The 25,229-nt window shown below is 66.3% G+C and carries 24 protein-coding genes, 2 pseudogenes and 1 riboswitch; of the genes and pseudogenes, 12 read left to right on the forward strand and 14 right to left on the reverse strand.

The features are described from left to right. The first annotated feature begins 48 nt into the window (after positions 1 to 48). A complete protein-coding gene (locus CFB49_RS22740; protein ID WP_089492377.1) occupies positions 49 to 1,713 on the forward strand; it encodes an acid phosphatase in 1,665 nt (554 codons plus the stop codon). A 97-nt stretch (positions 1,714 to 1,810) separates the two neighbouring features. On the opposite strand, the gene CFB49_RS22745 is transcribed toward CFB49_RS22740, so the two are convergent. Together CFB49_RS22745 and CFB49_RS22755 are read right to left on the reverse strand one after the other, a co-directional pair. Continuing rightward, on the reverse strand, positions 1,811 to 3,676 hold the full coding sequence (locus tag CFB49_RS22745) for a phosphoenolpyruvate carboxykinase (GTP) (RefSeq protein WP_089492378.1): 1,866 nt from the start codon (positions 3,674 to 3,676) through the stop codon (positions 1,811 to 1,813). Between the two features lie 739 nt (positions 3,677 to 4,415). Then, the gene (locus tag CFB49_RS22755; RefSeq protein WP_069617879.1) at positions 4,416 to 6,002 is read right to left on the reverse strand and encodes an isocitrate lyase; all 1,587 of its coding nucleotides are present in this window, start codon (positions 6,000 to 6,002) and stop codon (positions 4,416 to 4,418) included. A 404-nt stretch (positions 6,003 to 6,406) separates the two neighbouring features. Between CFB49_RS22755 and CFB49_RS22760 the strand changes: the two genes are divergently transcribed. The 5 genes and pseudogenes from CFB49_RS22760 to CFB49_RS22780 all read left to right on the forward strand — a co-directional run. After that, the gene (locus CFB49_RS22760; RefSeq protein WP_069617880.1) at positions 6,407 to 6,928 is read left to right on the forward strand and encodes a YbaK/prolyl-tRNA synthetase associated domain-containing protein; all 522 of its coding nucleotides are present in this window, start codon (positions 6,407 to 6,409) and stop codon (positions 6,926 to 6,928) included. Next, positions 6,925 to 7,563 carry a helix-turn-helix transcriptional regulator gene (locus tag CFB49_RS22765; RefSeq protein WP_069617881.1) on the forward strand — a complete coding sequence of 213 codons (639 nt, stop codon included), beginning with the start codon at positions 6,925 to 6,927 and terminating at the stop codon, positions 7,561 to 7,563. Before CFB49_RS22760 ends, CFB49_RS22765 begins: the two co-directional genes overlap by 4 nt. Before the next feature lie 52 nt (positions 7,564 to 7,615). Beyond that, on the forward strand, positions 7,616 to 8,590 hold the full coding sequence (locus tag CFB49_RS22770; protein WP_089492379.1) for a threo-3-hydroxy-L-aspartate ammonia-lyase: 975 nt from the start codon (positions 7,616 to 7,618) through the stop codon (positions 8,588 to 8,590). Positions 8,591 to 8,839: 249 nt separating this feature from the next. Continuing rightward, a riboswitch (cobalamin riboswitch) is annotated at positions 8,840 to 9,032 on the forward strand. Between the two features lie 217 nt (positions 9,033 to 9,249). Beyond that, positions 9,250 to 11,178 (forward strand): TonB-dependent receptor domain-containing protein, encoded by a 1,929-nt coding sequence (locus tag CFB49_RS22775; protein ID WP_089492380.1) that lies wholly within the window; start codon positions 9,250 to 9,252, stop codon positions 11,176 to 11,178. 87 nt (positions 11,179 to 11,265) lie between these two features. Beyond that, a pseudogene (locus CFB49_RS22780) lies at positions 11,266 to 11,589 on the forward strand (TetR-like C-terminal domain-containing protein); the annotation flags it as partial. Here the strand turns inward: CFB49_RS22780 and CFB49_RS22785 are convergent. Continuing rightward, on the reverse strand, positions 11,586 to 12,218 hold the full coding sequence (locus tag CFB49_RS22785; RefSeq protein ID WP_089436515.1) for a LysE family translocator: 633 nt from the start codon (positions 12,216 to 12,218) through the stop codon (positions 11,586 to 11,588). The pseudogene CFB49_RS22780 and the gene CFB49_RS22785 sit on opposite strands and share 4 nt — an antisense overlap. 116 nt (positions 12,219 to 12,334) lie before the next feature. Here CFB49_RS22785 and CFB49_RS22790 point away from each other — a divergent pair, with 116 nt between their 5' ends. Further along, positions 12,335 to 12,796 carry an Lrp/AsnC family transcriptional regulator gene (locus CFB49_RS22790; RefSeq protein ID WP_069617885.1) on the forward strand — a complete coding sequence of 154 codons (462 nt, stop codon included), beginning with the start codon at positions 12,335 to 12,337 and terminating at the stop codon, positions 12,794 to 12,796. Positions 12,797 to 12,908: 112 nt separating this feature from the next. Here CFB49_RS22790 and CFB49_RS22795 read toward each other — a convergent pair whose 3' ends face one another. The 6 genes from CFB49_RS22795 to CFB49_RS37160 all read right to left on the reverse strand — a co-directional run bounded on the left by CFB49_RS22795 (position 12,909) and on the right by CFB49_RS37160 (position 17,233). Continuing rightward, positions 12,909 to 14,018 (reverse strand): collagen-like triple helix repeat-containing protein, encoded by a 1,110-nt coding sequence (locus CFB49_RS22795; RefSeq protein ID WP_179234935.1) that lies wholly within the window; start codon positions 14,016 to 14,018, stop codon positions 12,909 to 12,911. A gap of 265 nt (positions 14,019 to 14,283) precedes the next feature. Next, positions 14,284 to 14,631 (reverse strand): copper-binding protein, encoded by a 348-nt coding sequence (locus tag CFB49_RS22800; RefSeq protein ID WP_089492825.1) that lies wholly within the window; start codon positions 14,629 to 14,631, stop codon positions 14,284 to 14,286. Between the two features lie 53 nt (positions 14,632 to 14,684). Continuing rightward, entirely contained in the window at positions 14,685 to 15,476 is a 792-nt protein-coding gene (locus CFB49_RS22805) for a DUF2182 domain-containing protein (protein WP_069617886.1), read from the reverse strand. Beyond that, complete coding sequence (locus CFB49_RS22810; protein ID WP_069617887.1) at positions 15,473 to 16,117, reverse strand: DUF1326 domain-containing protein; 645 nt, start codon at positions 16,115 to 16,117, stop codon at positions 15,473 to 15,475. Before CFB49_RS22810 ends, CFB49_RS22805 begins: the two co-directional genes overlap by 4 nt. Before the next feature lie 167 nt (positions 16,118 to 16,284). Continuing rightward, positions 16,285 to 16,584: a hypothetical protein gene (locus CFB49_RS22815; protein ID WP_089436519.1), complete on the reverse strand. Its 300-nt coding sequence runs from the start codon at positions 16,582 to 16,584 to the stop codon at positions 16,285 to 16,287. 220 nt (positions 16,585 to 16,804) lie between these two features. Continuing rightward, positions 16,805 to 17,233, reverse strand: coding sequence for a hypothetical protein (locus tag CFB49_RS37160; protein ID WP_373453192.1), 429 nt, complete (start codon positions 17,231 to 17,233; stop codon positions 16,805 to 16,807). Between CFB49_RS37160 and CFB49_RS36870 the strand changes: the two are divergent. After that, a pseudogene (locus tag CFB49_RS36870) lies at positions 17,142 to 17,349 on the forward strand (hypothetical protein); the annotation flags it as partial. The gene CFB49_RS37160 and the pseudogene CFB49_RS36870 sit on opposite strands and share 92 nt — an antisense overlap. Before the next feature lie 7 nt (positions 17,350 to 17,356). Beyond that, on the forward strand, positions 17,357 to 17,539 hold the full coding sequence (locus CFB49_RS37165; RefSeq protein ID WP_069617890.1) for a hypothetical protein: 183 nt from the start codon (positions 17,357 to 17,359) through the stop codon (positions 17,537 to 17,539). 361 nt (positions 17,540 to 17,900) lie between these two features. Here the strand turns inward: CFB49_RS37165 and infA are convergent, their stop codons facing one another. From infA to CFB49_RS22855, 4 genes are all read right to left on the reverse strand, one after another. Continuing rightward, positions 17,901 to 18,164 (reverse strand): translation initiation factor IF-1, encoded by a 264-nt coding sequence (infA, locus tag CFB49_RS22835; protein ID WP_006483034.1) that lies wholly within the window; start codon positions 18,162 to 18,164, stop codon positions 17,901 to 17,903. A gap of 465 nt (positions 18,165 to 18,629) precedes the next feature. Next, the gene (locus CFB49_RS22845; protein WP_006483056.1) at positions 18,630 to 18,833 is read right to left on the reverse strand and encodes a cold-shock protein; all 204 of its coding nucleotides are present in this window, start codon (positions 18,831 to 18,833) and stop codon (positions 18,630 to 18,632) included. Positions 18,834 to 19,368: 535 nt separating this feature from the next. Beyond that, a complete protein-coding gene (locus tag CFB49_RS22850; RefSeq protein ID WP_176730186.1) occupies positions 19,369 to 19,785 on the reverse strand; it encodes a type II toxin-antitoxin system VapC family toxin in 417 nt (138 codons plus the stop codon). After that, positions 19,772 to 20,008: a FitA-like ribbon-helix-helix domain-containing protein gene (locus CFB49_RS22855; RefSeq protein ID WP_069618041.1), complete on the reverse strand. Its 237-nt coding sequence runs from the start codon at positions 20,006 to 20,008 to the stop codon at positions 19,772 to 19,774. The genes CFB49_RS22850 and CFB49_RS22855 overlap by 14 nt, the downstream gene beginning before the upstream one ends. A 513-nt stretch (positions 20,009 to 20,521) precedes the next feature. Between CFB49_RS22855 and CFB49_RS22860 the strand changes: the two genes are divergently transcribed. Both CFB49_RS22860 and CFB49_RS22865 read left to right on the forward strand, forming a co-directional pair. Next, complete coding sequence (locus tag CFB49_RS22860) at positions 20,522 to 21,799, forward strand: acyltransferase family protein (protein ID WP_256979913.1); 1,278 nt, start codon at positions 20,522 to 20,524, stop codon at positions 21,797 to 21,799. 90 nt (positions 21,800 to 21,889) lie between these two features. Continuing rightward, positions 21,890 to 23,278 (forward strand): MFS transporter, encoded by a 1,389-nt coding sequence (locus CFB49_RS22865; protein ID WP_089492383.1) that lies wholly within the window; start codon positions 21,890 to 21,892, stop codon positions 23,276 to 23,278. A gap of 9 nt (positions 23,279 to 23,287) precedes the next feature. On the opposite strand, the gene CFB49_RS22870 is transcribed toward CFB49_RS22865, so the two are convergent. Then, positions 23,288 to 23,668, reverse strand: coding sequence for a DUF4377 domain-containing protein (locus CFB49_RS22870; RefSeq protein ID WP_089492384.1), 381 nt, complete (start codon positions 23,666 to 23,668; stop codon positions 23,288 to 23,290). 296 nt (positions 23,669 to 23,964) lie between these two features. On the opposite strand from CFB49_RS22870, the gene CFB49_RS22875 reads away from it, so the two are divergent. Beyond that, the gene (locus CFB49_RS22875; protein ID WP_089492385.1) at positions 23,965 to 25,161 is read left to right on the forward strand and encodes a tyrosine-type recombinase/integrase; all 1,197 of its coding nucleotides are present in this window, start codon (positions 23,965 to 23,967) and stop codon (positions 25,159 to 25,161) included. Positions 25,162 to 25,229 lie beyond the last annotated feature (68 nt).

Below are 25,229 nucleotides of genomic sequence, written 5' to 3' on the forward strand. Positions count from 1 at the left end.
CGCGCATCGAACGACAACGCCCACCCGCCCATCCGAGGAGCCCACGACGTGAACGACACCCCCGATCGCCCCGACGACCTTCCTGCCGATCCCGACCGCCGCCGTGTGCTCGGCGGCCTTGCCGCGCTCGGCGCCGGCGTCGCGCTCGGCGGCTGCGAAACCACGGCGGGCAACGCGCCGCGTTCGGCCGCCGACCTGCGCATCGACGAAGCGCTGCGCGAGCGTGTGCGCCACATCGTCGTGATCTATGCGGAGAACCGCAGCTTCGCGAACCTGTACGGCGATTTCCCGGGCGTGCGTTACCCACTGAGCGAAGTGCGGCCCGAACACGCGCAGCAGCTCGATCGTGACGGCAAGACGCCGCTGCCGGCGCTGCCGAAGATCTGGGGCGGGCTCGTGCCGCAGGCGCAGGAAGTGGACGGCAAACGCTACGCGATCGCCGAGCGCGACATCGACAAGCTGCCGAACGCGCCGTTCCGGATTGCGGACGCGCAAGGCAAGCCGCTGCCGAACGGCGTGATCACGCGCGACCTCTGGCATCGCTTCTACCAGAACCAGATGCAGATCGCGGGCGGCCGCAACAACCAGTTCGCCGCGTGGGCCGATTCCGGCGGCCTCGTGATGGGCCATTACCGCAATTCGGCCGACACGCTGCGACTGTGGAATCTCGCGCGGCAATACACGCTGTGCGACAACTTCTTCATGGCAGCCTTCGGCGGTTCGTGGATGAACCACATGTTCCTGATTTCCGCGCAGCCGCCGCTGTATCCGGACGCGCACAAGCATCCGCATGCGGCGAAACTGCTGTCGAAGGTCGAAGGCGACGACCCGGCCGGCACGCGCCTGAAGCTCGCGGACGATTCGCCCGCGTCCGCGCTCGACGGCCCGCCGAAGTTCGCGGTCGACGGCCCGCTGACGCCGGACGGCTACGGCGTGAACACGATGGCGCCGCCGTACCAGCCGAGCTACGTGCCGCCGCCCGATCCGGGCAACGCCGCGTATGCGGATCCGGCCGACCATCGCGTGATGCCGCCACAGGGCTACGCGACGATCGGCGACCGCCTGTCGGAAAAGAACATCGACTGGGCGTGGTACAGCGGTGCATGGCAGTACGCGCTCGAGCATCGCGACACCGGCACGGTGCCCGATTTCCAGTACCACCACCAGCCGTTCAACTACTTCGTGAACTACGCGCCGGGCACCGAAGCGCGCCGCAAGCATCTGCGCGACGCGGGGCTCGGCGACGAGCCGTCGACCAACCACTTCATCGCCGACATCGACGCGGGCCGCCTGCCGGCCGTCACGTTCTACAAGCCGCAAGGCAACCTGAACATGCATGCGGGCTACGCGGACATCGAATCGGGCGACCGCCACATCGCGACCGTGATCGACCATATCCGGCGCGGGCCGCAATGGGAAAACACCGTGATCGTGATGACGCACGACGAGAACGGCGGCTGGTGGGATCACGTCGCGCCGCCGGTCGGCGATCGCTGGGGCCCCGGCTCGCGGATCCCGGCGCTCGTGATCTCGCCGTTCGCGAAAAAAGGCTTCGTCGATCACACGCTGTACGACACGAACTCGATCCTGCGCTTCATCAGCCGCGTGCACGGCCTCGCGCCGCTGGACGGCGTGGTCCTGCGCAACAACGCGTTCGCCGCGCGCGGCGCGACGCCGCCGGGCGATTTGACGAACGCGCTCGATCTCGGCTGACGCCCGGCCGATCGCCGAAACGACAACGCCCCGGGCCATGCGATGGATGGCCCGGGGCGTTCATGCCGCTTTCAGGTGGTGACGTCGATTCCTGTCGTCAGCCGCCGATACGCCGCTCGATCTTCTTCATCGTGTCGGTCATTTCGGCCGGCAAGCGCAGCTTCAACGTATCGAACAGCGCCGCGTGCAGCTTCAGTTCCTCGCGCCATTCGTCGGCGTTCATCGACGTCACCGCATCGAACTGGTCGCGCGTGAAGTCGAGGCCGTCCCAGTGCAGGTCTTCGTACGCAGGCGACACGCCGAACGCATGCTCGCCGCCACCGCCCGTGCCTTCGAGACGATCGAGCATCCACTTCAGCACGCGCATGTTCTCGCCGAAGCCCGGCCACACGAACTTGCCGTTCGCGTCCTTGCGGAACCAGTTCACGCAGTAGATCTTCGGCAGCTTCGCGCCGGCGGCTTCGAGCTGCTGGCCGAGTTTGAGCCAGTGCGCGAAATAATCGCTGACGTTGTAGCCGCAGAACGGCAGCATCGCGAACGGATCGCGACGCACGATGCCCTGCTGGCCGACCGCGGCCGCGGTCGTCTCGGAGCCCATCGTCGCGGCCATGTACACGCCTTCGACCCAGTCGCGCGCTTCGGTCACGAGCGGCACCGTCGTCGAGCGGCGGCCGCCGAAGATGAACGCGTCGATCGGCACGCCGGCCGGGTTTTCCCAGTCGTCGTCGATCGACGGGCACTGCGCGGCCGGCGCGGTGAAGCGCGAGTTCGGATGCGCGGCCTTGCGGCCGGTTTCCTTGGCCGTTTCCGGCGTCCACGGATTGCCCTGCCAGTCGGTCAGCTTCGCGGGCGGCGTGTCGGTCAGCCCTTCCCACCACACGTCGCCGTCTTCCGTCAGCGCGACGTTCGTGAAGATCACGTTTTCCTTCAGCGTGGCGATCGCGTTCGGGTTGGTCTTCACGCCCGTGCCCGGCGCCACGCCGAAGAAACCGGCTTCCGGATTGATCGCATACAGGCGACCGTCGCGGCCGGGCTTCAGCCACGCGATATCGTCGCCGATCGTCGTGACCTTCCAGCCGTCGAAGCCCTGCGGCGGGATCAGCATCGCGAAGTTGGTCTTGCCGCACGCGGACGGGAACGCCGCCGCGACGTGATACTTCTTGCCGGCCGGCGACGTCACGCCGAGAATCAGCATGTGTTCCGCGAGCCAGCCCTGATCGCGCCCCATCGTCGACGCGATGCGCAGTGCGAAACACTTCTTGCCGAGCAGCGCGTTGCCGCCGTAGCCCGAGCCGAAGCTCCAGATCTCGCGCGTTTCCGGAAAGTGCACGATGTACTTGACCGGATTGCACGGCCACCGCACGTCCTGCTGGCCGGCTTCGAGCGGATGACCGACGCTGTGCACGCACGGCACGAACTCGCCGTCCTCGCCGAGCACGTCGTATACGTCGCGCCCCATGCGCGTCATGATCCGCATGTTCACCACGACGTACGGGCTGTCGGACAACTCGACGCCGACGTGCGCGATCGGCGAGCCGAGCGGGCCCATCGAGAACGGCACGACGTACAGCGTGCGGCCGCGCATCGAGCCGCGGAACAGTCCGTTGAGCGTCTCGCGCATTTCGGCCGGCTCGATCCAGTTGTTGGTCGGGCCGACGTCGTCGCGCGACGCCGCGCAGATGAACGTACGATCCTCGACGCGCGCGACGTCCGACGGATCGGATTGCGCGAGATACGAGTTCGGGCGCTTTGCCGGGTTCAGGCGCGTGAGCGTGCCCTGGTCGACCATCGCCTGGCACAGCGCGTCGTATTCTTCCTGCGATCCGTCACACCACACGACACGCTCGGGCTCCGTGAGCGCCGCGATGCGCGAGACCCAGTCGATCAGCTTGCGATGTTTGACGAAGGCCGGCGGAGCGATCAGCGGGCCGTGTGTCGCTTCGGCCAAAGTGTTTTGCGACATGAGGATGTCTCCAGATTATTGGGCGGGGATGGGGGTGCGGGGCGAGCCCGCGAGATGGGGAATGCGTGCGGAGCGCAGGAAGATGCGGCGCGCAGGACGGGACGCGCGAGCGGAGCGCGCGTCGATGCCGCGATGCGGGCGAGAGAAGATGAAGTCTCGTTAGAAAGTGCGAACACGAGTTTCGCCATGCAAGCAACCTGCCAGACAACTCCATGCCGGCCAGCATACCATCGCCGTTGTTGGCGGGGCGTTGCGTTGCAACAAGAAACAACTGTGAGGGCGTCCCGGCATGCGCGTTGCAGGCAGGTTATTTTTACGGCGGCGGCGTGCGCGCTTTGGGGACGAAACCAGCGCGACGACCGCCCCGCAAGGGTTTCGCACGAACGGCAATTTCAACCTCCCGCTCGTCGGCGCGAACCACGCGAACGCACGCCGTGCGACTTCGCGTTTTCGCTACTCAGGCAAACCCTGAATTAGGTTGCATACACAAACATCCCGTTCGAATGCCTGCTTCACGCCACTGCGCAAAACGCGAGGCCGGGCAATACAGGTAATACGCGCACGCGGCCATCGCGCCGGCGACGCGCGATCCGCACGCGCATGTCGAGGCGATTGCGACGAGGAAAAAATCCCCGCGCGACGCAGCCGATATGTCGCAAAGCCTCGCGCGGATCACGCTCCGCGCCGAATAAAAAAAGCCAACCCGTAACGGGTTGGCTTTCTGCTGCGGATATGACGATTACGAGAACTGGTTCATCGTGTTGTCCTTGCCCGCTGCCTTCAGCGCAGCTTCGCCGCTGAAGTATTCCTTGTGATCGTCGCCGATGTCCGAACCCGACATGTTCTGGTGCTTCACGCACGCGATGCCCTGACGGATTTCCTTGCGCTGCACGCCCGCCACATAGCCGAGCATGCCCTGGTCGCCGAAGTATTCCTTGGCCAGGTTGTCGGTCGACAGCGCAGCCGTGTGGTACGTCGGCAGCGTGATCAGGTGGTGGAAGATGCCTGCTTCACGCGATGCATCGGCCTGGAACGTGCGGATCTTCTCGTCGGCGAGCTTGGCCAGTTCGGTTTCGTCGTATTCGACGCTCATCAGTTGCGCACGATCGTAAGCCGACACGTCCTTGCCCTCGGCCTTCATCGCGTCGTAGGCCTGCTGGCGGAAGTTCAGCGTCCAGTTGAACGACGGGCTGTTGTTGTACACCAGCTTCGCGTTCGGGATCACCTTGCGAATCTCGCTGACCATGCCGCCGATCTGCGCGATATGCGGTTTTTCGGTTTCGATCCACAGCAGGTCGGCGCCATTCTGCAGCGACGTGATGCAGTCGAGCACGCAACGCGCCTCGCCCGTGCCGGCGCGGAACTGGAACAGGTTGCTGGGCAGGCGCTTCGGACGCAGCAGCTTGCCGTCGCGCTTGATGACGACGTCACCGTTGCCCAGTTGATCGGCCGACAGTTCTTCGCAATCGAGGAACGCGTTGTATTGATCGCCCAGGTCGCCCGGCGTGTTCGTCACGGCGATCTGCTTGGTCAGGCCGGCGCCCAGCGAATCGGTACGCGCGACGATGATGCCGTCGTCAACGCCCAGTTCCAGGAACGCGTAGCGGATCGCGCGGATCTTCGCGAGGAAATCCTCGTGCGGCACCGTGACCTTGCCGTCCTGGTGGCCGCACTGCTTCTCGTCCGACACCTGATTCTCGATCTGGATGCAGCACGCGCCCGCTTCGATGAACTGCTTGGCCAGCAGGTAGGTCGCTTCCGCGTTGCCGAAGCCGGCGTCGATGTCGGCGATGATCGGCACGACGTGCGTGACGTGGTTGTCGATCTTTTGCTGGATCGCCGCCTTCGCAGCCGGATCCTTCGCGGCATCCAGCTCGCGGAACAGGCCGCCCAGCTCGCGGGCGTCGGCCTGCCGCAGGAACGTGTACAGCTCGCGGATCAGCGCGCTGACCGAGGTCTTTTCGTGCATCGACTGGTCCGGCAGCGGGCCGAACTCCGAGCGCAGCGCGGCGACCATCCAGCCCGACAGGTACAGGTAACGGCGTTCGGTGCTGTTGAAGTGCTTCTTGATGGAGATCATCTTCTGCTGGCCGATGAAGCCGTGCCAGCAACCCAGCGACTGCGTGTACTTGGACGGATCGGCATCGTACGCGGCCATGTCGGCACGCATGATCTTCGCGGTGTACTTCGCGATGTCCAGGCCGGTCTTGAACTTGTTCTGGGCACGCATGCGGGCGGCATATTCGGGGCTGATGGCATTCCACGCGCTGCCGTGGTTTTCCTTCAAGCCAGCCACTGCCTTGATGTCGTCTTGATATTGGGACATGTCTATCTCCTGGGAACGAAGCGCATTTGAGTAAAGGGTTCAGCGTGCCCGCCGCGTGTGACGAAGCGAACTGCATGGACTCAATAGTAATCCTGTCCCGCGCGCTTTCACGCAAGTCTTATATAAGACATAAGATATAAATTTCCCTTGATTTTCAATGAGATAGCCAGTCGTTTTTGCGATGCAAAACACGGTTTCAAGCGGCGGTAAAACGCGGCGGCAGGAATTCGGCCCACATCCCATAATATGAAATCTCCTTTCGGCTGCTGAAGAACCGACGCGCTTCGAGCACACTGGCGGCACGACGCCGGCTACCCTTTGTCACGTCCATGACAAAACGTCTATACTTGGACAATTATTTGATCCGCGCGCCTCGACGCGTCGGCCTGCCTGCCCGGAGCGACATGAACGACTCTCCCGTTTTCGACACGCTTTGCGAACTGCTGACGACATCCGGCGCGCGTTTCCGCGTGCTCGAGCATCCGGCTGAAGGCAAATCCGACGCGATCGCCGCGCTGCGCGGCACCCGCCCCGAACAGGGCGCGAAGGCGATGCTCTGTACGTTCAAGGACGGCGGCGACGACGCCGCGCTCGCGGTGATTCCCGGCCACCTGAAAATCGACTTCCGCAAGGTCGCCGATGCGGTCGGCCGGCGCAAGGCGACGCTCGCGTCGCCCGACGTCGCGGCCGCCGTCACGCGCTGCGTGATGGGCGCCGTGCCGCCGTTCGTGTTCGATACGAACGTGACGCTCGTCGTCGATCCCGCTCTGGTCGAGCGCAACGCCGAGATCGCGTTCAACGCGGGCCGCCTCGATCGGTCGGTCGTGCTCGACGCGGCCGACTACGTCCGGATCGCGCGCCCGCTGCTGGCCGACATCACGCGGCCGGAAACGACGGACACCCCGACACACCAGGACCACCCATGAGCACGAACCGCAAGCCGCTGCTGTCGGAGCAGGCATCGCTGATCGAACAGGTGCAGCGCATCGCCGAAGGGCTCGGCGAGATGTTCGCGCCGTTCACCGAGGTCGTCGTGCACGACCTGCGCACGCCGGAGCACGCGATCCTCGCGATCCACAACAACCTGTCCGGACGCGCGGTCGGCGATCCGGCGACCGAACTCGGCCTCGCCCGCATCGCCGACGACGATTTCCCGCAGGTGCTCGCGAACTACCCGAACCGCTTCGCCGACGGCCGCACCGCGAAAAGCACGTCGATCGGCATCAAGGATTCGACCGGGCGCTACGTGGCCGCGCTGTGCCTGAATGCCGATGTCACGCTGTTCCGCGGCTTCCAGGGCATGCTGAACCAGTTCTGCCGCACGGACGGCGAAGCCGTCGTCGAAACGCTCGACCCGGCGGGCGCCGACGCGATCCGGCAACGCATCGACGCATTCGCGACGCGCCTCGCGACGACGCCGCGCGAGCTGAAGACCGACCAGCGCCGCGAACTGATGCAGACGCTGAAGGCCGACGGCTTTCTCGAGGTGCGCCGCGCGATGGAAATCGTGTCGCAGCATCTCGGCGTGTCGCGCGCCACCGTCTACAACGATGCGAAATGACGCGGCGCGCCCCGCATTCCAGTCGACTGACTTTTTCAATCCTCGAACAACCATGAACTCTCCCATTCTCCCCACGTACGACGACGTCGCCGCCGCCGCGACCCGGCTCGAAGGCCACGCGCACCGCACGCCGGTGATGACGTCGCGGACGATCGACGACGCGCTCGGCGCGCAGGTGTTCTTCAAGTGCGAGAACCTGCAGCGCATGGGCGCCTTCAAGTTCCGCGGCGCGTTCAACGCGCTGTCGCGTTTCAACGCGGAACAGCGGCGCCACGGCGTCGTCGCGTTCTCGTCGGGCAACCATGCGCAGGCGATCGCGCTGTCGGCGCGCATGCTCGGCATTCCCGCGACGATCGTGATGCCGCAGGACGCGCCGGCCGCGAAGATGGCCGCGACGCGCGGCTACGGCGGCAACGTCGTGACCTACGACCGCTACACCGAGGATCGCGAGCAGATCGGGCGCCAGCTCGCGGAGAAGCACGGGCTCACGCTGGTGCCGCCCTACGACCACCCGGACGTGATCGCCGGCCAGGGCACCGCGGCCAAGGAACTGTTCGACGAAGTCGGCCCGCTCGACGCCGTGTTCACGCCGCTCGGCGGCGGCGGGCTGCTGTCGGGCACCGCGCTCGCCACGCGTGCGTTGTCGCCGCATGCGAAGCTGTACGGCGTCGAGCCCGAAGCCGGCAACGATGCGCAGCAATCGTTCCGGTCCGGCACGATCGTGCACATCGACACGCCGCGCACGATCGCCGACGGCGCGCAGACGCAGCACGTCGGCAACCTCACGTTCCCGATCCTGCGCCGCGACGTCGACGACATCCTGACCGCGACGGATGCGGAACTCGTCGACTGCATGCGCTTCTTCGCCACGCGCATGAAGATCGTCGTCGAGCCGACCGGCTGCCTGTCGTTCGCCGCCGTGCGCCGGATGAAGGATGCACTGCAGGGCAAGCGCGTCGGCGTGGTGATCAGCGGCGGCAACGTCGATCTCGAGAACTTCTGCGCGCTGGTGTCGGCACCGGCCTGACCGTCGCGGCGCGCACGGGGCGGCACGCATCGACAACGCCCCGCGCCGGCCGTCGGCCTTCAGAACGGCGGAACGACGGCCGCCGGTTCCCGCGCGACGGCCCGCGTTCGAACCCGGCTGTTTCTTCAGACCTGCCTGAAACACTGCCCGCGCACCACGAACGAAAGGATTCGGAAAGCTGCCGCCGGGCAATGACGTTTTTTCGCATCCGCGCGCGGCTGGACGATTGACGTCCCTGACCGCGCGCCATTACCCTTGCGCGCTGATGGTTCCCAGGGATGGGATCAAAAGGGAACGCAGCAGGGGCAACGCCCCGAATCTGCGGCTGCCCCCGCAACTGTGAGCGGCGAATCCGTGCCACCGCATGCCACTGGGAAACCGGGAAGGCCTGCACGGATGACGACCCGCGAGCCAGGAGACCTGCCATCGACCCGAGGTCCACGCAGCCGCACCGGGCGGGGTGTCCCGATGCGCCTGGCACCGCCCCCGGCGGTCGCCCGTTGCATGGACGACCCGACCTCAGGATCCGTCAGATGTCCATCGTTCCCGAATCCGCTTCCCGGCCGGAAGCGTCGCACCGACGCGCCGTCGGCATGCGCAGCCTGTCCGCCCTCCGCCCGCGATCGCCGTACGCGCCACACGCCTTGTCCCGCCGCCTCATGAAGATTCGTCGCCTGCTCGCCACGTCCGCCGCCACCGCGCTGCTTTCCCCGCTCGCCCAGGCGGCCGGCGACACGGCGCTCGCGCAGCCCGCCGCGCCCGCGCCCGGCGCGGATCTGCCGACGATCAGCGTGACCGACACGCGGCGCCTGCCCGAATCGTTCGACCGGCGTTACGCGTCGACCCAGGTGCTCACACGCGAGGATCTCGACCGGCTGTCGCCCGCCGACCCGAGCATCACGCAGGCGCTCGCGACGCTGCCGGGCGTGACCGTCGTGCAGAACGGCGGACCCGGCTCGTCCGCGTCGGTCAGCATCCGCGGTTCGTCGTCGAGCCAGGTCGCCGTGTTCATCGATGGCATCCGGATCGGCTCGCCGACCACCGGCATCGCACCGTGGGCCGACCTGCCGACCGAAGCGTTCGAGCGCGTCGAGGTGATCTCCGGCCCGGCCGCCGCGTCGTTCGGCAACAACGCGATGGGCGGCGTCGTGCAACTCTTCACGCGCCGCGCCGCCAACCAGCCGAACCAGACCACCGTGTCGTTCGGCGGCGGCTCGAACAAGACGTTCGACACGCAGTTCCGCACGTCGGGCACGGTGCCGTCGACCGGGCCGCTGGCCGCGCTCGGCGGGCTCACCTATTCGCTCGGGCTGCACGACTACAACACGGCCGGCATCGATGCGACGCGACCGTTCTTCTACGGCCACGAAGACGGCCGCAATCCGTATCACGCGCAGGATCTCGACGCGCGGCTCGGCTATGCGCGCGACAACTGGTCGATCTCGACGTTCGCGCTGTATCACCGCTCCGATCTGTCCTTCGACAACAGCGGTTACGCGAATCGCGAACTCGATCACCAGCTGACGACCGGCGTTGCGTTCCATCTCGACATCACGCCCGATACGCAGTTCGACCAGTCGTTCGGCTATGCGAACGACCGCCAGTTCATCTATGCGGACAACCCCGCCCTCGCAACCGACCAGATCAATTCGCAGCGGATCAGCACGTCGACGTCGCTGACCCATCAGGAGCACGGGTTTCACCTGTTCGGCCTGCCGCTGTCGGGCGAATCGAAGCTCGCGTACGACTTCACGCGCGAGCAGGCGTTCCTGCCGGTCGACATTCCCGGCGGCGTGCCGACGCGCAACGATTCCGCGTTCTCGCTGCACCAGTCGGCGACGCTCGGCAGCGTGACGATGTTCGTCGCCGGCCGTCACGAGATCATCGCCGGACAAGCGGTGAACACCGGCAACGCCGCGCTGTCGTGGGCGATCACGCCGGTCTACACGGCGCGCATGTCGTACGGCAATGCGTTCCGCCTGCCGACGTTCAACGACCTGTACTACCCCGGCTACGGCAACCCGAACCTCAGCCCGGAACGCAGCACGTCGGTCGAGGCCGCGCTCGACGCGAATACGGCGTATGGCACGTTCACCGCGGCGATCTACGACACGCGCGTCAACAACCTGATCGCGTACAACCCGGCGACGTTCTCGCCGATGAACATCGGCCGTTCGCACATTCGCGGCATCGACCTGTCGTACAAGGGAACGATCGGCCGCTCGACGCCGGTGAGCGTCGCGGTCGGCATCCTGAATCCGCAGGACGAAACGAACCAGACGTGGCTCAGCCGCCGGCCGCGCCAGACGGTCAGCCTGAACGTCGATCACACGTGGGACGAACTGAAGCTGCACGCGCTGAGCACGGGCGCGTCGCTGCTGTACGGCGGCTCGACGTTCGACGATCCGGCCAACCGGCAGTATCTGGCGTCGTACCTGACGGTGAGCCTGCGCGCGTCGTACCGGATCAATTCGCACCTGACGGTGTCGGCATCGCTGTCGAACCTGTTCGACCGGCAGTACATGACCGCGTACGGTTACAACACGCTCGGGCGTACCGCGTTCGGCAAGGTCAGCTATACATTCTGACCGCCCCACGCATCGGCGCATCGCGCCGCCCCGGCACGCGCGCGACATTGACATCGCGACAAAAGCTAACAGGATGCCGAGCACGCGCATGCGATCCGCCTGCTTGGCGGCTTCTTCATGGGCTACGTGACGCTCGAAAGCGCCGGCGGCTTCTCGCACCGCGCGCCGGATGCCGACGCGTCGTGGTTGCGCAGCCTCGATGCGCTCGACACATGGCAATCCGATGCGTTGACACGGCTCGTCGACGATCTGCTATCGGTTCAGCACGCGATCGCTGCGCTGCCGTCCGATATCGTCGTCAGCATGCGAATCAACCCGTACTTCCGGAAAACGGTGATGCTCGAGCTGCTCGCCCATATCCGGACGACGGTCGACGCGATCCGGTCGACCCGCGCTACCCCGCGCGCCTAGATCAGCCCGCGCACGCCCGCGACGAGCTGGATCGCGCCGAATACCGCGACGACAGCCGCCGACATGCGCGACAGCCCGTGCATGAACGCGAACGACAGCTTCGCGCGCAGCGCGGCGGTCGCGCTGCTCAGGCACAGCCACCACGTGGCCGAGCCGACGAACACGCCGGCGACCATCCACGCGACGCTCGCCCACATCGCGCCTTCCCGCGCCCCCGGCAACGGGCCGAGCGCCGCGAAGATCCCGACGAACGACACGATCGTCATCGGGTTCGACAGCGTGAGTCCGAACGTCGTCAGGAAATCGCGCAGGACGGTCGTACCCGGCACCTCGCGCTGTCCCACCGGGGCGGCCAGCGGCTGGCGCGCGATGCTCCACGCGAGCCACACGAGAAACGCGCCGCCGCCGATCTTCAGGCCGACGGTCAGCATCGGGAACGCGGTGACGATGCCCGCGACGCCCAGCGCGCCGAGCAGGCCGTAAATCGCATCGGCGCACGCGGCGCCGATGCCCGTCGCGAATCCCGCCTGGAAGCCGCGGCTCAGGCTGCGCTGAATGCACAGCATGCCGATCGGGCCGACCGGCACCGCGATCGACAGCCCCATCACGACGGATTTGATGAACAACATCGCCTGCTCCTTTCGACATCCAATGGCTCGAACAGGCATCGTAGGGAAAGTCCGTGCCGCGCTGAATGCGGTTTTTAAGGAAAAATGGCGGCTCTACCTTAAAAACGCCCGCCGCGATGGACGATCTGGACTGGAAGATACTGGCGCTGTTGCAGGACAACGGACGCCTCAGCTATACGGAGCTCGCGCGCCGGGTTCACCTGTCGGTGCCGGCGGTGACGGAGCGCGTGAAGCGTCTTGAAGCAGCCGGCGTGGTCGAAGGCTACACCGCCCGGATCAATCCGTCCGCGGCCGGCTATCCGGTGAACGCGCTGATCGGCATCACGGTGCAGCAGCCGGCGAAAGCGAAGTTCCTCAAGCTGCTGGAGACGATTCCCGAAGTCGTCGAATGCCATCACGTGACGGGCGCGGATTCGTACGTCATGCGATTCGTCGCCGTCAGCATGGCCCATCTCGAACAGTTGATCGAACGCATCAACCTGTACGGCGAAACGCGCACGTCGATCGTGATGTCGACGCCGCTGCCGGCGCGCGGGCTCGCGCGGCCGGCGTCGAAGCCCGGCGACACGCGCAGGTAGCGGGCCGCGGTTTCCGGATTGCCCGAAACGACCCGCAGGAACCTGCGACGGCCGGGGGCCGCCGTCCCCGGTCATGCGGCCGGGTCCCCGCATGACGATCGGTGCGGGCCGGCTATTTGCCGACCGCGCCGCCGAGCACGCCGCCCACCAGCGACGTCACCGGCGCGAGCGGATTGGAGAGGCCGCCAAGCGGCGAGCCGCCGCTGCTCGTACCGGTCGCGGAGCCGTTATGCACGGTCGCCGGGATGCCGCCGACCACGCTCGTCACCAGGCCGGCGACCGGCACCGCGCCATTCGCACCGCTCGGGTTCACGAAGCCGCCCGCATTGGTCACCGTGTTGCCGACCGCCCGGACGAGACTGCCGGCAGCACCGACGATCGGCTGCGGCGAGGTGGACGTCACCTGCCATCCGGCCGACGTGATCGCGCCGCCGACCTGTCCGAGCAGCCCCGCGACCGGCTGCCCGAGTCCGGTTGCGGTGCCGACCTGCTGCGTGAGTTGGCCCGCCGTCGTCACGACCGGCGTGATCGCGGTGCTGATCGCTTGCGTCGCCTGCTGGACCGGGCCCGACGACAGCGCCGAGCCAAGCATGGTGCCGCCTGACTGCAGGCCGCCGGCCGCCGTGTCGAGCAGGCCGCCGACGGGCGTCGTGATCGGCGCGAGCGGCGAGAGCGGGCCGGAGCCAAGCGCCTTCACCATTTCGCCGAGCCCGTTGACCGGGTTGCCGGTCGAGCCGACGAGGGTGCCGAGGCCCATGACCGTCCTGCCGACCGGGTTCGGCGTGAAGCCGATCTGGCCGATACCGTTGCTCACGACGTTCGTCGTATCGCGGATGATCGTGCCGACGCCGGCGACCGTGTCGGCCGGCCCGGCCGTCGCGGCCTTGCCGACGCCGGGCAACGTCACGTCACCGAGCGTCGAACCCGCGGCCAGCACGACTGCGCCGGCGGAACTGATGATGCCGTTGGTGCCGGGTGTTCCGCTGGTGCCGCTCGTACCTCCGATGCCGCTTGTTCCGCTTGTTCCGCTTGTTCCGCTTGTTCCGCTTGTTCCGCTGGTGCCGCTGGTGCCGCTGGTGCCGCTGGCGCCGCTAGTACTCGTCCCGATGGTGTTACCTGCCGGCATCGGCGCCGTGACGTCCCCGCCGCCGCACGCCGCGAGCGCACACGCAGCGGCCATGGCGGCGAGCACAACGTTCGCCTGGATGAAGTGATCTTGCATGGTAGCCCCCGTTCGCTATTGAGCGCGATCACTCCACCAAGCATCTACCGTGCCATTTCCATCGGGCTCCTTCACAGTTTCACAATCGCCTTGCGATGGCGGTCCAGGCCGCGCTGCGGGGCTGTGCGCATCAGATGCGGATCGCGCCGCCCGGCTCGGCCCGTGCAGGCATTCCGATAATGCTGACGTAACGCCGACCCTGCGTTACGTAGCACAAGAAGCGAAAAAAACGACGGCGGCCACCCGTGCACATGCCGCATCCTCGTCACGGCCGCTTCACCAGCTTCACGATCGTCAGTGTGCCGTTGACGTTCTCCACCCGAACCCGGACCTTGTCGCCCACATGCAGCGACGGGATCATCGCCGCGTCGGCGGCCTTGAATGCCATCGTCATCGGCGGCATCCCGATGTTGTCGAGTGCGCCGTGCTTCAGCGTCACGCGCCCGCGCCCGGCGTCGATTTCCTTGACTTCGGCCTCGGTCAGCTTCGTATCCCGCGTCGACATGCTTGCATCGCTTGAACTCATGCCCGACATGTCGCCGCCCGCGAGCGCCGGCATTGCAACGACCGCCATCGCACACGACATGGCGACAGCGTGAAAGCGGATCTTCATCACGCGTCTCCCTTCGCGCCCGGCGTGTTTCCGCCGCCAGCCGGTGCCGCGCATCACACGATCAACGTCACACCGGCCCACACAATCAGCACGACGCCGAGCGCTCGGCCGATACGATCGCCACCGGGCAGGACCTTTTCCACGAACACGAACAGCGACAACGCGACGATCCACACGACATTCATCACGCCGCCAACGAACAGCAGCGCCATCAGCAACCAGCAGCAGCCCACGCAAACCACGCCGTGTCGCGCACCCAGCAGAAAACTGCCGGCAACGCCCGGACGCCAGTGCGCGACCAGGAACGCCGCCGGCGCACGGCATTGCCGCAAACACGCGCGTTTCAGCGGCGAGAATTGATAGAGCCCGGCCAGCGCCAGCACGATGGCGGAAAGAAGCGCGCTCTTCGACCACAGCATCATCGCGGAGATCAGCCCGGCCGGCTGCAGCAGCGCCTGAAGCAACGCCGCGCCGATCGAGAACGCGAGCCACGTCGTCAGATAGCCGGCCAGCAGCGCCACCGACGTGAACGCCGATCCCGCCGCCCCGTTGCCGTGCTGCCGCAGCACGCGCCGGTACAGCATCACGAGCGGCGCGGCGCCGGGCGTCATCATCGCGATCATCATCACCCACCACATCGCGATCACGGTCGGCAGAGACGGATCCATGCTGCCCATGCCGTCGGCCAGCCGATGCGGAAACAGCGCGACGGTCGTCATCTCCCGTGCCGACATGCCGGTTCCCGCGCCGGTCCACAGATAGAACCAGCACAGGCCGACGAGCGCGGCCATGCCGAGCAGCGTGACGGCGCGCTCGCGCGCGAGCCAGACGTCGAACGGAGTCATGCCGCGGCGCGATGCCGGATCAGCCCGTGGTTGTTCAGATGCAGCCGCGCGAATTGCGCGTAGGTTCCGTCGAGATTCAGCACGATGTTGCCCTGCGAGCGCCCCGTTCCCGAACCGATCTCGGCCAGCTCGTATTCGAAACCGTGCGGCAGGTCGATCCGCACACGGTGCTCGTCTCCCGTCACCGGATTGCGGATGGGGTCGCCGGCGGCGTCGAACACACCATCCACGTGGATCCGGCCGCGCCGCGCATCGACATCGACGTCGAAATCGATCGTCGTGAAGATCGGATCGAACGCGTGCTCGAGCGTCGACGCATACACCGAGAACATCGTCGCAAATGGATCGGTATCCTGACCGGTCATGATTTTCAGCACGGCGTCGCGCTGTGCCGGACTCGCGCGCTCGTCGACGATCGGCTGGCACTTGCCCTTCCCTTCGTGAACCGCGCCCGGCCACTGAAACACCACCGCGATCCTGACACCGTCGAGCACCACGTCGCCGTAGTGGCCGCGGTCGATCGAAATCGCCCCCATCGCTTCGCAGTTGCCGTTGGTCGGCAATGCATTGAACTGGCAAGGGCAACCGTATGAGCAATTGCAACTGATCATTTCGGTACCCTGAATCTCCCACGGCGTCATGGCTCCACCTCGCGCTCTGAAACGGACGAACGCTTCGAATCTAGTGCACGCGATCGGGGAAAGCAAAGCGGTAATGACAGCGTGAAAACCGTGGGTTCCGGCCTCACGTAAGACCTTTCAGGATGGGCTCGTGCAGTTGTTCCGGCAACCGTCCAGTCACCCCGCTCTCATACGAACAGCGACACGACGATCGCACACCACACCGCGCCCGCGCCGCACAGAAACACGCGTCGCGCGACGAACATTCGCGATTCGTCGTCGGGCGTTTTCATCGGCGACGTCGCGAGAAACGGCACGCTGGCGAGGCACGCGAAACCGGCCAGCGCCGGCACGATCACGACGTAGTCGCCGAACCGCCAGGGCAATGCTTCGTGCAATCCCCAGTAGCCGAGAGACAGCATGCCGATCGAGAACATCGTCGCCGCGGCCGAGCTGAGCGCGACCACCGATCCTGTTGGAAATTGCACGGGAACCTCCCCTCGCGCAGCGCGCGATGCAACGCCTGTCGCCGGAGATCGGCATGATCTCGTCCGCCCGCAGCGAAATCAGGCGTTCGTTTCGGACCCGCATGCATCGAGCGCGCCGCCTCCACCCGTCAGCGAATGCGCGTTGTCACCGATTGACGGATTCGATCCGGTCGAGCGGTATTTCGTGCCCGTTCAATCGGCCAGCTGCTGCATTACGTTGCTAACCCGGTTTCTTCGTGCCCTGCGCAACGGAAATCCACCCGACCACCGCCGCGGCGACCCAGCAACAGGTGATCATCAGGTCCAGATCCATCCAGCCCTGGAAATTCGTGCTGTTTTCGAAGCTGCAGCGCTGATGGCCCCTGACCCACATGCAGCCGCTGATCAACTGCTGGATGTGCATGTAGATGCTGTACACGGCAACCGCCGACGCGATGATGGCGACCCGCAGGCTTATGCTCTTTTTCATTGACGCTGAAGGCGTGGGATGGTCGTGGGATGGTCTCCCGACGATCTTAAGCCAATGGCAATGCACGACGCAATCGATCCGGTATCGACCGACGGTGTACGCGGCATCGTGCATGCAGCCGGTCGCGCCGCACGGCGAAATTGTCGCAACGGTGTCGTCGCGCTCGATCGACCCGGTCACGCTCAAGAACGTCGAGAAAATCGCTGAAGAACGCCGGCATGCTCGACGGCAATCGCGCATCGGTATTCGTGGAAGTCGATGGGCTCGACGACTCCCTGCCAAAGTACGCGGATAACAATGTCAATGGACGTGTTCGTCGCGCCATGCAACCGGACAAGGTTCAGCACCGACGTCGACGTGCTCGCGATCCCGTACGCCGCCGCGGATCTCGTCGGACCGATCAAGGATAAGCCGATCCGTCTCGACCGCGATGCGCTGGCGCTCGACCCCATGCGGGCGCCTGCTCGTCGTTTCTGCGTTTGGTGACACGCGCGGAAGCGAAGTGCGGGATTCCGGCACGCGACATTCCCGTCGAACGAGGCCCGTCGGCGGCTCGCCGGCGGCCCGCCGGACATGATCGCGGACGCGCTACTCAAGCTGGTGCGGAAGGTGCCGGCCCGGGCGCACGCGTGCGTGAGGGCATCGAGGATTTTCTTGCGGGACGCGGCTGCCTGAGCGTCGAACACGCGCGGCGCCGGTAAAGGCGGAAGAAGTAGAAGAAGCCGCGACGCGGCGGCGCCGCCGGCGACCGAACGAACGGCACAGTGCGCCGTTCATCCGGTTCGTCCGGCCATGGGGCCGGACAGGTGTCGATCGGTGAGCGTTGCTGCGCACCGGTCGTGGCCGCTTAGCGGCGCGGCTGCCCGCTTCGCGGCGGACGCGGGGAATTCGCGTCCTTGTGCCGGAAGTTGATGCGGCCCTTGGTGAGGTCGTACACCGACAGTTCCAGCGTCACGCGATCGCCCGCGAGAATGCGGATGTGGTTCTTGCGCATGCGGCCCGACGCGTACGCGCCGACCACGACGCCGTTTTCCAGCGTGACACGGTATTTGCTGTCCGGCAGCACTTCGTCGACGATTCCGTCCAGTTCCAGCAGTTCTTCTTTTGCCAAACCAATTCCTCCAGACAAGGTGATTGACCGCGGCCGCGGCAACTGCCCGGCGCCGCTCCCACAAACGGAACGGCGGCCGGCAGGCAGCCGGGATCGGTTCGTTCAGACGGGCCTCGGGCCTGTCTTGCGATCGGAGCCCGGCGCGTTGCGACGTTCGGGCGGTCGGTGGCTGCGGCGCCAGCGGCGCCGCGCAAGTCGGGACCGCGCCAGCTATGGCATGGCGGCGGTCTGCTCGGGTTGATGCGTTGAAGCGGTGATGCGCTCGCGAAACGGCGTGCGCTTCGCGAGGGCGTTGCGTCGCATGCGGTTCGCGCATGCGATGAGGGAGGCGTCACGGCCGATGCATCGTGAATGTCGCGATGCATCGGTCGTGCGCATCGGAACGCACAGGCCGCCGTCATGCGGCGCCCCGCGCGATACTCCATCCGGCATCGGCCGCCGCCTGGCGACCGCTGCCGATGCGGCTTACTGCGGCGTGATGTTCGACGCTTGCAGACCCTTCGGACCGCGCTTCACTTCGAAGCTGACCTTCTGGCCTTCGGCCAGGGTCTTGAAGCCCGTGCCGCGAATTTCCGAGAAATGGGCGAACAGATCGTCGCCGCCGTTGTCCGGGGAAATGAAACCAAAGCCCTTGGTTTCGTTGAACCACTTGACGGTACCGGTATCCACAAATACTTCCTTAATACAAATAATTGAACATGCGCCCGCGACGGGCACAGAAAGAATCAAAGAGGGAGAGACCAACGACTGCCGCACGGTGTACGGCCAATGATGAGCAATCGAACTTCTTGATGACTTCGGTCTCGGACACTACGCGGTAGCGACCGTTTCGTCAAGTTATTTTGATGCAGCGCACAAGCACGAGCGCGTTGGACACGTTCCATGGCGGAGGTTTTGAGTCGACACAGTCGGTTTGGATGCATCCCCCATTCTTTGCCGACCGCCCGTTTTTACGCGGTTTCCATTCGTATCATCTCCACGAAGCCCGGTATGTCGGTCTACGGCGGCATGGTGACCGGCACGAACGGCTTTCCGAATGCGTTGCACGCGGCATCGACCGGCGATGCGCCGCGCGCCGGAGCAGGATTCGGTACCGGCCGCGAATCGTGGCGGTCGTGTCGAGCCGACCCGCGCCCGGCCAGGCGTCGCGCGAGCCTGTGTGCCGCCCGTCCGACTTCGCGACGCGACGCAGCCCCCTCGCACGCTAGTCGAACGGATTCAGCAACCGAACGCCGGTGCGGGCGAAATCGTCGACGTTGCGCGTGACGACCGTCAGATCGTTGATCAGCGCGGTGGCCGCGATCAGCTTGTCGAGTTCGTGCGTCGGATCGGGCACGCGCAAATGCCCCCACATCTGGCTGGTCTCGATATCGACCGACAGGATGTTCGACGCATAGCCGGACAGGATCATCGCCATCCAGGCCTCGAGCGCCGACGCCTGGCTGTGATCGCCGCGATGACGGATCAGGTCGACACCGCGCCGCAACTCGGCCACCGTCACGACGGACAGATAAAGCGGGCTCGCTTCGGCTTCGGCCTGCGTGAAGAACGCCCGCACGCCGCGGTTGGTTCGCTTGCCCTTCCTGATTTCGCTGATGACGTTCGTATCAATCAAAAACACGCCTGACCTCGCCTGAATCCTGAACACGTTGGAAATCCGCGTCTTCGCCCACCTCCGGCATGCTCATCAGCACTTGCGCGAAGGTGCGCCGCTTCGGCCGGCCCAGCGCTTCGGCCAGAATGGCTCGATGTTCGGCCTCGGCGCTCCTGCCATTGGCCGCGGCCTGCTCGCGCAGGCTTTGAACGATAGTGTCATCCACGTTACGCACCAGAAGATTTGCCATGAGTACCTCCATCCAGTTTTGCTATCAATGATAGCGTCATGAGGGTAAATTGCAAGCATTGCTATCACCTTCATGACCGGACGGACCCCGGGGGTCGGCGTAGACCAGCGGCAGAGAACGGCAGGAATCCGCCCCTCTTCCGCCGCTGGCCCGACGCATCGAACTGCTGTCGCTCAAGGTAAGCCCCGGCGGGACGATGCGGAAGCCGACCGAATGGCCAGTCGAATGCCATCGACCGCGATGAATGTCCGGCCGGGCGAGGAACAGGATTTGCGAGGCGGGCACAACAGGCGACAAGCATGACGAATACGGGCGCTGCATCGGTTCGCCCTGAAACATCGTGTTGCACAACGGGCCGCCGCATCGCCCGCGACCGTCGCAATCGTTTGATACCATCGGATCACAAGACCGGCGATCGAAAGCCGTGCGAAGCGCGCAGAAGACCTTGCATCGACGCGGACCGTCCGACCATCCGTGCCTGAAATCCCGATCCAAGACACGAGACGCTCTTCAGTGGACTTTGTTACGCCCTCTCTGGAAACCCTGTTCTCCCCGACACCCGACAAGCTCTACTTCCCGGCATGCGTTGCGGCCGTGGCGATCATCGCGTGGCTCGTCGCCCGGCACGTGCCGTTCTACCGGTCGGCCGTCGACAAGTCGCTGTCGATGCGCTATCGCAATCTCGACGGTTTCCGCGGCCTGCTGGCCATCTCCGTGGTCTTCCATCACTTCGCGTGCAACCAGGCGTTGCTGTCGACCGGCGTCTGGGGTGCCGGCACCGATTTCCTGCGCAATCTCGGGACGATTCCCGTCGCGATGTTCTTCATGGTCACCGGGCTGTTGTTCTGGGAACGCGCATGCCGAGGCGCGCTCGACGTACGGACCTTCTTCGTCGGACGCGTGCGACGCCTCGCGCCGCTCTATCTGTTTTACGCAGCCGTCATCGTCATCTGCACGCTTTACTGGTTTCCCCGCAACGCCGTCGGCGCACCGACGCAGCTGCTGGCCGACCTGCTCAAGACCGTGTCGCTCGGCTGGTTCGGCGCGTTCCCGATCAACGGAGCGGAGCGGACGCCGTATCTGAGCGGCGTCTGGTGGACTCTCGCCTACGAATGGCGGTTCTACGTCGCCGTTCCGTTTCTCGCATGGTTCGTCGCCACGCGCGCGTGGCGCAAGCTGTTCGCGCTCGCGATCGTCACGGCCTGCGCGGCGCTGTTCGGGCCGCCCGGCGGCATGGCGCTGCTGTTCGCACTCGGCGCGGTGGCCTACGAGGTGTCGCGGCACCCCGCGATCCGCGCGCGGCTCGCGACGAAACCGGCGGCGACCGTCGCGCTGCTGATCCTCGCGATGTCGCCGTCCCCGGCCGAACGCTATTCGATCGAAGGCGCGCTGCCGCTACTTCCGGTGTTTCTCTGCATCGCCAGCGGGAACACGTTCTACGGCCTGCTCGATACCCGGCCGCTCGCGCTGCTCGGCACCGCCAGTTTCAGCATCTACATGATCCACATGGTGATCGTGTACCTGATCATTCACGCGTTCAACAAATTCGTTTTCCCGATCAATTCGGCCGGCGATTCCGGCATCTGGGCGCTCGCGCTCGCATGCGCGCTGGTCGCCGTCTTGTGTTCACTGCTGACTTACCGCTACGTCGAGCATCCGTTCATCGCCAAGCGCCACGACGCCCGCCCGGCACGCCGCGCGGCCGAGCCGACGCGCGTGTCCCGCGTCGAGCAGCGTCCCGCCGACGACGAACATGCCTTCGATGCGGTCGGCGAGGCCGCTTCCCGATGACCGGCGGAATCGGTACCATCGAGCGCTTGAGGCCCGCGGGCGCCGCGCCATCGTACGCCGGCGCCCGTCTTTCGTACCACCGATTTCGCCATGTCCCGGGAACCCACACATTCCGCGCTGCTCTGGATCGTCGCCGCCGCATTCTTCATGCAGTCGCTCGATACGACGATCGTCAACACCGCACTGCCGTCGATCGCACAAAGCCTGCATGCGTCGCCGCTCGCGATGCAGCCCGTCGTGGTCGTCTACACGCTGACGATGGCGATGCTCACGCCAGCCTCCGGCTGGCTCGCCGACCGGTTCGGCACGCGCCGCGTATTCTCGGTCGCGATCCTCGTGTTCGTGCTCGCGTCGATCGGCTGCGCCGCGTCGCACACGCTCGGCCAGCTCGTCGTCGCGCGCGCCGTGCAGGGCATCGGCGGCTCGATGCTGCTGCCGATCGGGCGGCTCGCCGTGCTGCGCCGCGTGCCGGGCGAGCAGTACGTCGCGGCGATCGCGTTCGTGTCGATCGCCGGCCAGCTGGGCCCGATCGTCGGGCCGACGCTCGGCGGCTGGCTCACGCAGGCGATTTCGTGGCACTGGGTGTTCATCGTCAACGTGCCGGTCGGCATGATCGGCTTCATCGCGGTGCAACACTACCTGCCGCACGACCAGGCGACGCAGCCGCCGCCGTTCGACTTCGTGGGCTGTGCGCTGCTGTCCGCCGCGATGATCGCGCTGTCGCTCGCGATCGACCCGCCGATGTCTGCGCATCGCGCCGCGTGGGCGACCGGGCTCGCCGGGCTCGGGCTGGCGAGCGCGCTCGCGTACCTGCCTCACGCGCGACGCCGCACGCAGCCGCTGTTCCGGCTCGGGCTGTTCCGCGAGCCGAACTTCGGCTCGGGGCTGCTCGGCAACCTGCTGTGCCGGATCGGCACGAGTTCGGTGCCGTTCATGCTGCCGCTGCTGATGCAGGTGCAGCTCGGCTATACGCCGCTGCGATCGGGGCTGATGATGCTGCCGGCCGCGATCGCGGGCGTCGTCGCGAAACGCTGGATCGCGCCGCTCGTGAAGCGCTTCGGCTATGCGGCGTTTCTGGTCGTGAATACCGGGATCGTCGGCTGCGCGATCGCGGGGTTCGCGCTGGTGTCGGTGCGGCCCGCGCCGATGCTGGAAGGCGTGCTGCTGATCGTGTTCGGCGCGGCGAATTCGATGCAGTTCGCCGCGATGAACGGCGTGACGCTCAAGGGGCTGTCCCATGCCGATGCCGGCAGCGGCAACAGCCTGTTCACGATGATGCAGATGCTGGCGATGGGGCTGGGCGTGTCGATCGGCGGCGGGCTCGTCAATCTGTTCGCCGCCGATCGGGGCTCGATGGCGCACGGGTTCATGCTGTCGTTCGCGTGCATGGGCGCGGTGACGCTGCTGTCGTCGGTCGTGTTCCGGCGGATCGATGCGGCCGCGCCGCCGGCCGGTGCGGCGGCGCGGCCTTCCGCGTGATCGCGGCCGTCAGTTCGCCTGGCGGCGCTCGACGACGCGCTTGAGCACCCAGCGGATCGACGAACCGTCGGCCGGCGGACGCGCGACGCGGTATTCGTCGACTTCGAGCGTGTACACGTAGCCGGGCTGGTACGCGAACCCTTCGATTCCCGCATACCACAGGCTCCACGGCTCGCTCGGGCTGCTGCGCACCTGCAGGCACTCCATCGGCGCGACGCCCGTGCAGCGCGCGGACTGCGGCGCGACATAGACTGTCTTCGTCACGGGCTTGCCGTCGGCCGGGCGCGCCGCGCTCGACGCGGTGGCAGCGGCGTCGGTCTGGCATCCGGCGACGAGCGTGCTGCCGGCAATGACGGCCGCGCCGAGCAGCGTTCGGATCGTGTGAATCATCTGGTATGCCTCTGCGAGCGTTGGAGGGGCAATTAGACGAACCGCCCGGTGAGAAGGTTCACAAACACCTGACTGAACGTGCTCGACTGCCGTCGTTTATCGGATGTCGCGTGCGAGCCGATACGTTACCGTGTTCCGGTTCCGCCTCGCACTTCGTCACCGGCGCGGCGATCGCCGTCGACGGCGGCTTCACCATATGGTGATCGTGTACCATCGGCGCTTCCCGCTACGCTTTCGTGCGCTGCCTGCGTCCGCCCGGCCACGCCCGCGCGATTCGCGCAGTGCGTTTCGTTCGCATGACCTCATCCGCTTCGCCCGACACTGCACTCCGCCCGCTGCCGATCGATACGCTGACCGTACCGGCCGCGCTCGACGGACGCTCAGGCACCAATCGCTCGGGCAGCGCGCACCCGCAGATCGCCGCGACCAACGACCTCGACGCCGTGCGCGCGTGGCTCGCGCGCTTCGTCGATACGCCGACCACGTTCCAGAACTACCGCAAGGAAGCCGAGCGCCTGCTGCTGTGGGCCGTGATCGCATGCGGCAAGCCGCTGTCGTCGCTCACGCACGAGGATCTCGTCGTCTACCGGCAGTTCCTGCTCGCACCCGCGCCGGCCGAGCTATGGTGCGCGAACGGCGGCCGCAAGCATCCGCGCGACGATCCGCGCTGGCGGCCGTTCTACGGTCCGCTGTCGGCAGCCAGCCAGCGGCAGGCGCTGGTGATCCTGAACGTGATGTTCTCGTGGCTCGTGCAGGCCGGCTATCTGGCCGGCAACCCGCTCGCGTTGTCGCGACGGCGGCAGCGCCGGCCCGCGCCGCGCGTCACGCGCCATCTCGGACAGCCGCTGTGGCAATCGGTGAAGGATGCAATCGCCGCGATGCCGCGCGACGATGCCCGCGCATGCTTCCATGCGGACCGCGCGCGGTGGCTCTTCACGCTGCTGTATCTCGGCGGGCTGCGCATTACCGAAGCGGCCGATACGACGATGGGGCAATTCTTCTGCCGGCGCGACGCGAACGGGCACGAGCGCTGGTGGCTCGACGTGACGGGCAAAGGCGGCCGGCAGCGGCTCGTGCCGGCCACCGACGAGATGATGGCCGAGCTGTCGCGCTACCGGCGTGCGCACGGCCTGCCCGCGCTGCCGCGCGACGGCGAGCCGACGCCGCTCGTGCTGCCGATCGGCCAGGCGCGCAAGCCCCTCACGCGCGCGGCGCTGCACCGGATCGTGAAGCAGGTGTTCCGGCACGCGGCCGACCGGCTGCGCGCGAATGGCGAAGCCGGCGAGCAGGCGTCGCGCGTGCTCGAACAGGCATCCGCGCACTGGTTGCGCCACAGCGCAGGCTCGCACATGGCCGATGGCCGCGTCGACCTGCGGCTCGTGCGCGACAACCTCGGCCATGTGTCGCTCACGACGACGAGCCAGTATCTTCACGCGGACGACGACTGGCGCCATCGCGAGACGGAGGAGAAGCACCGGATCGGGTGGGACTAGGCTGCGTTGCTGCGGCACTTCGCACGCTCGCTTGCCGCCGGCACGTTGATCTCGCCGCACCGCATGTC

Origin of the sequence: Burkholderia sp. AU17457 (genome assembly GCF_002223255.1) — a bacterium.
Lineage (GTDB): Bacteria > Pseudomonadota > Gammaproteobacteria > Burkholderiales > Burkholderiaceae > Burkholderia > Burkholderia sola.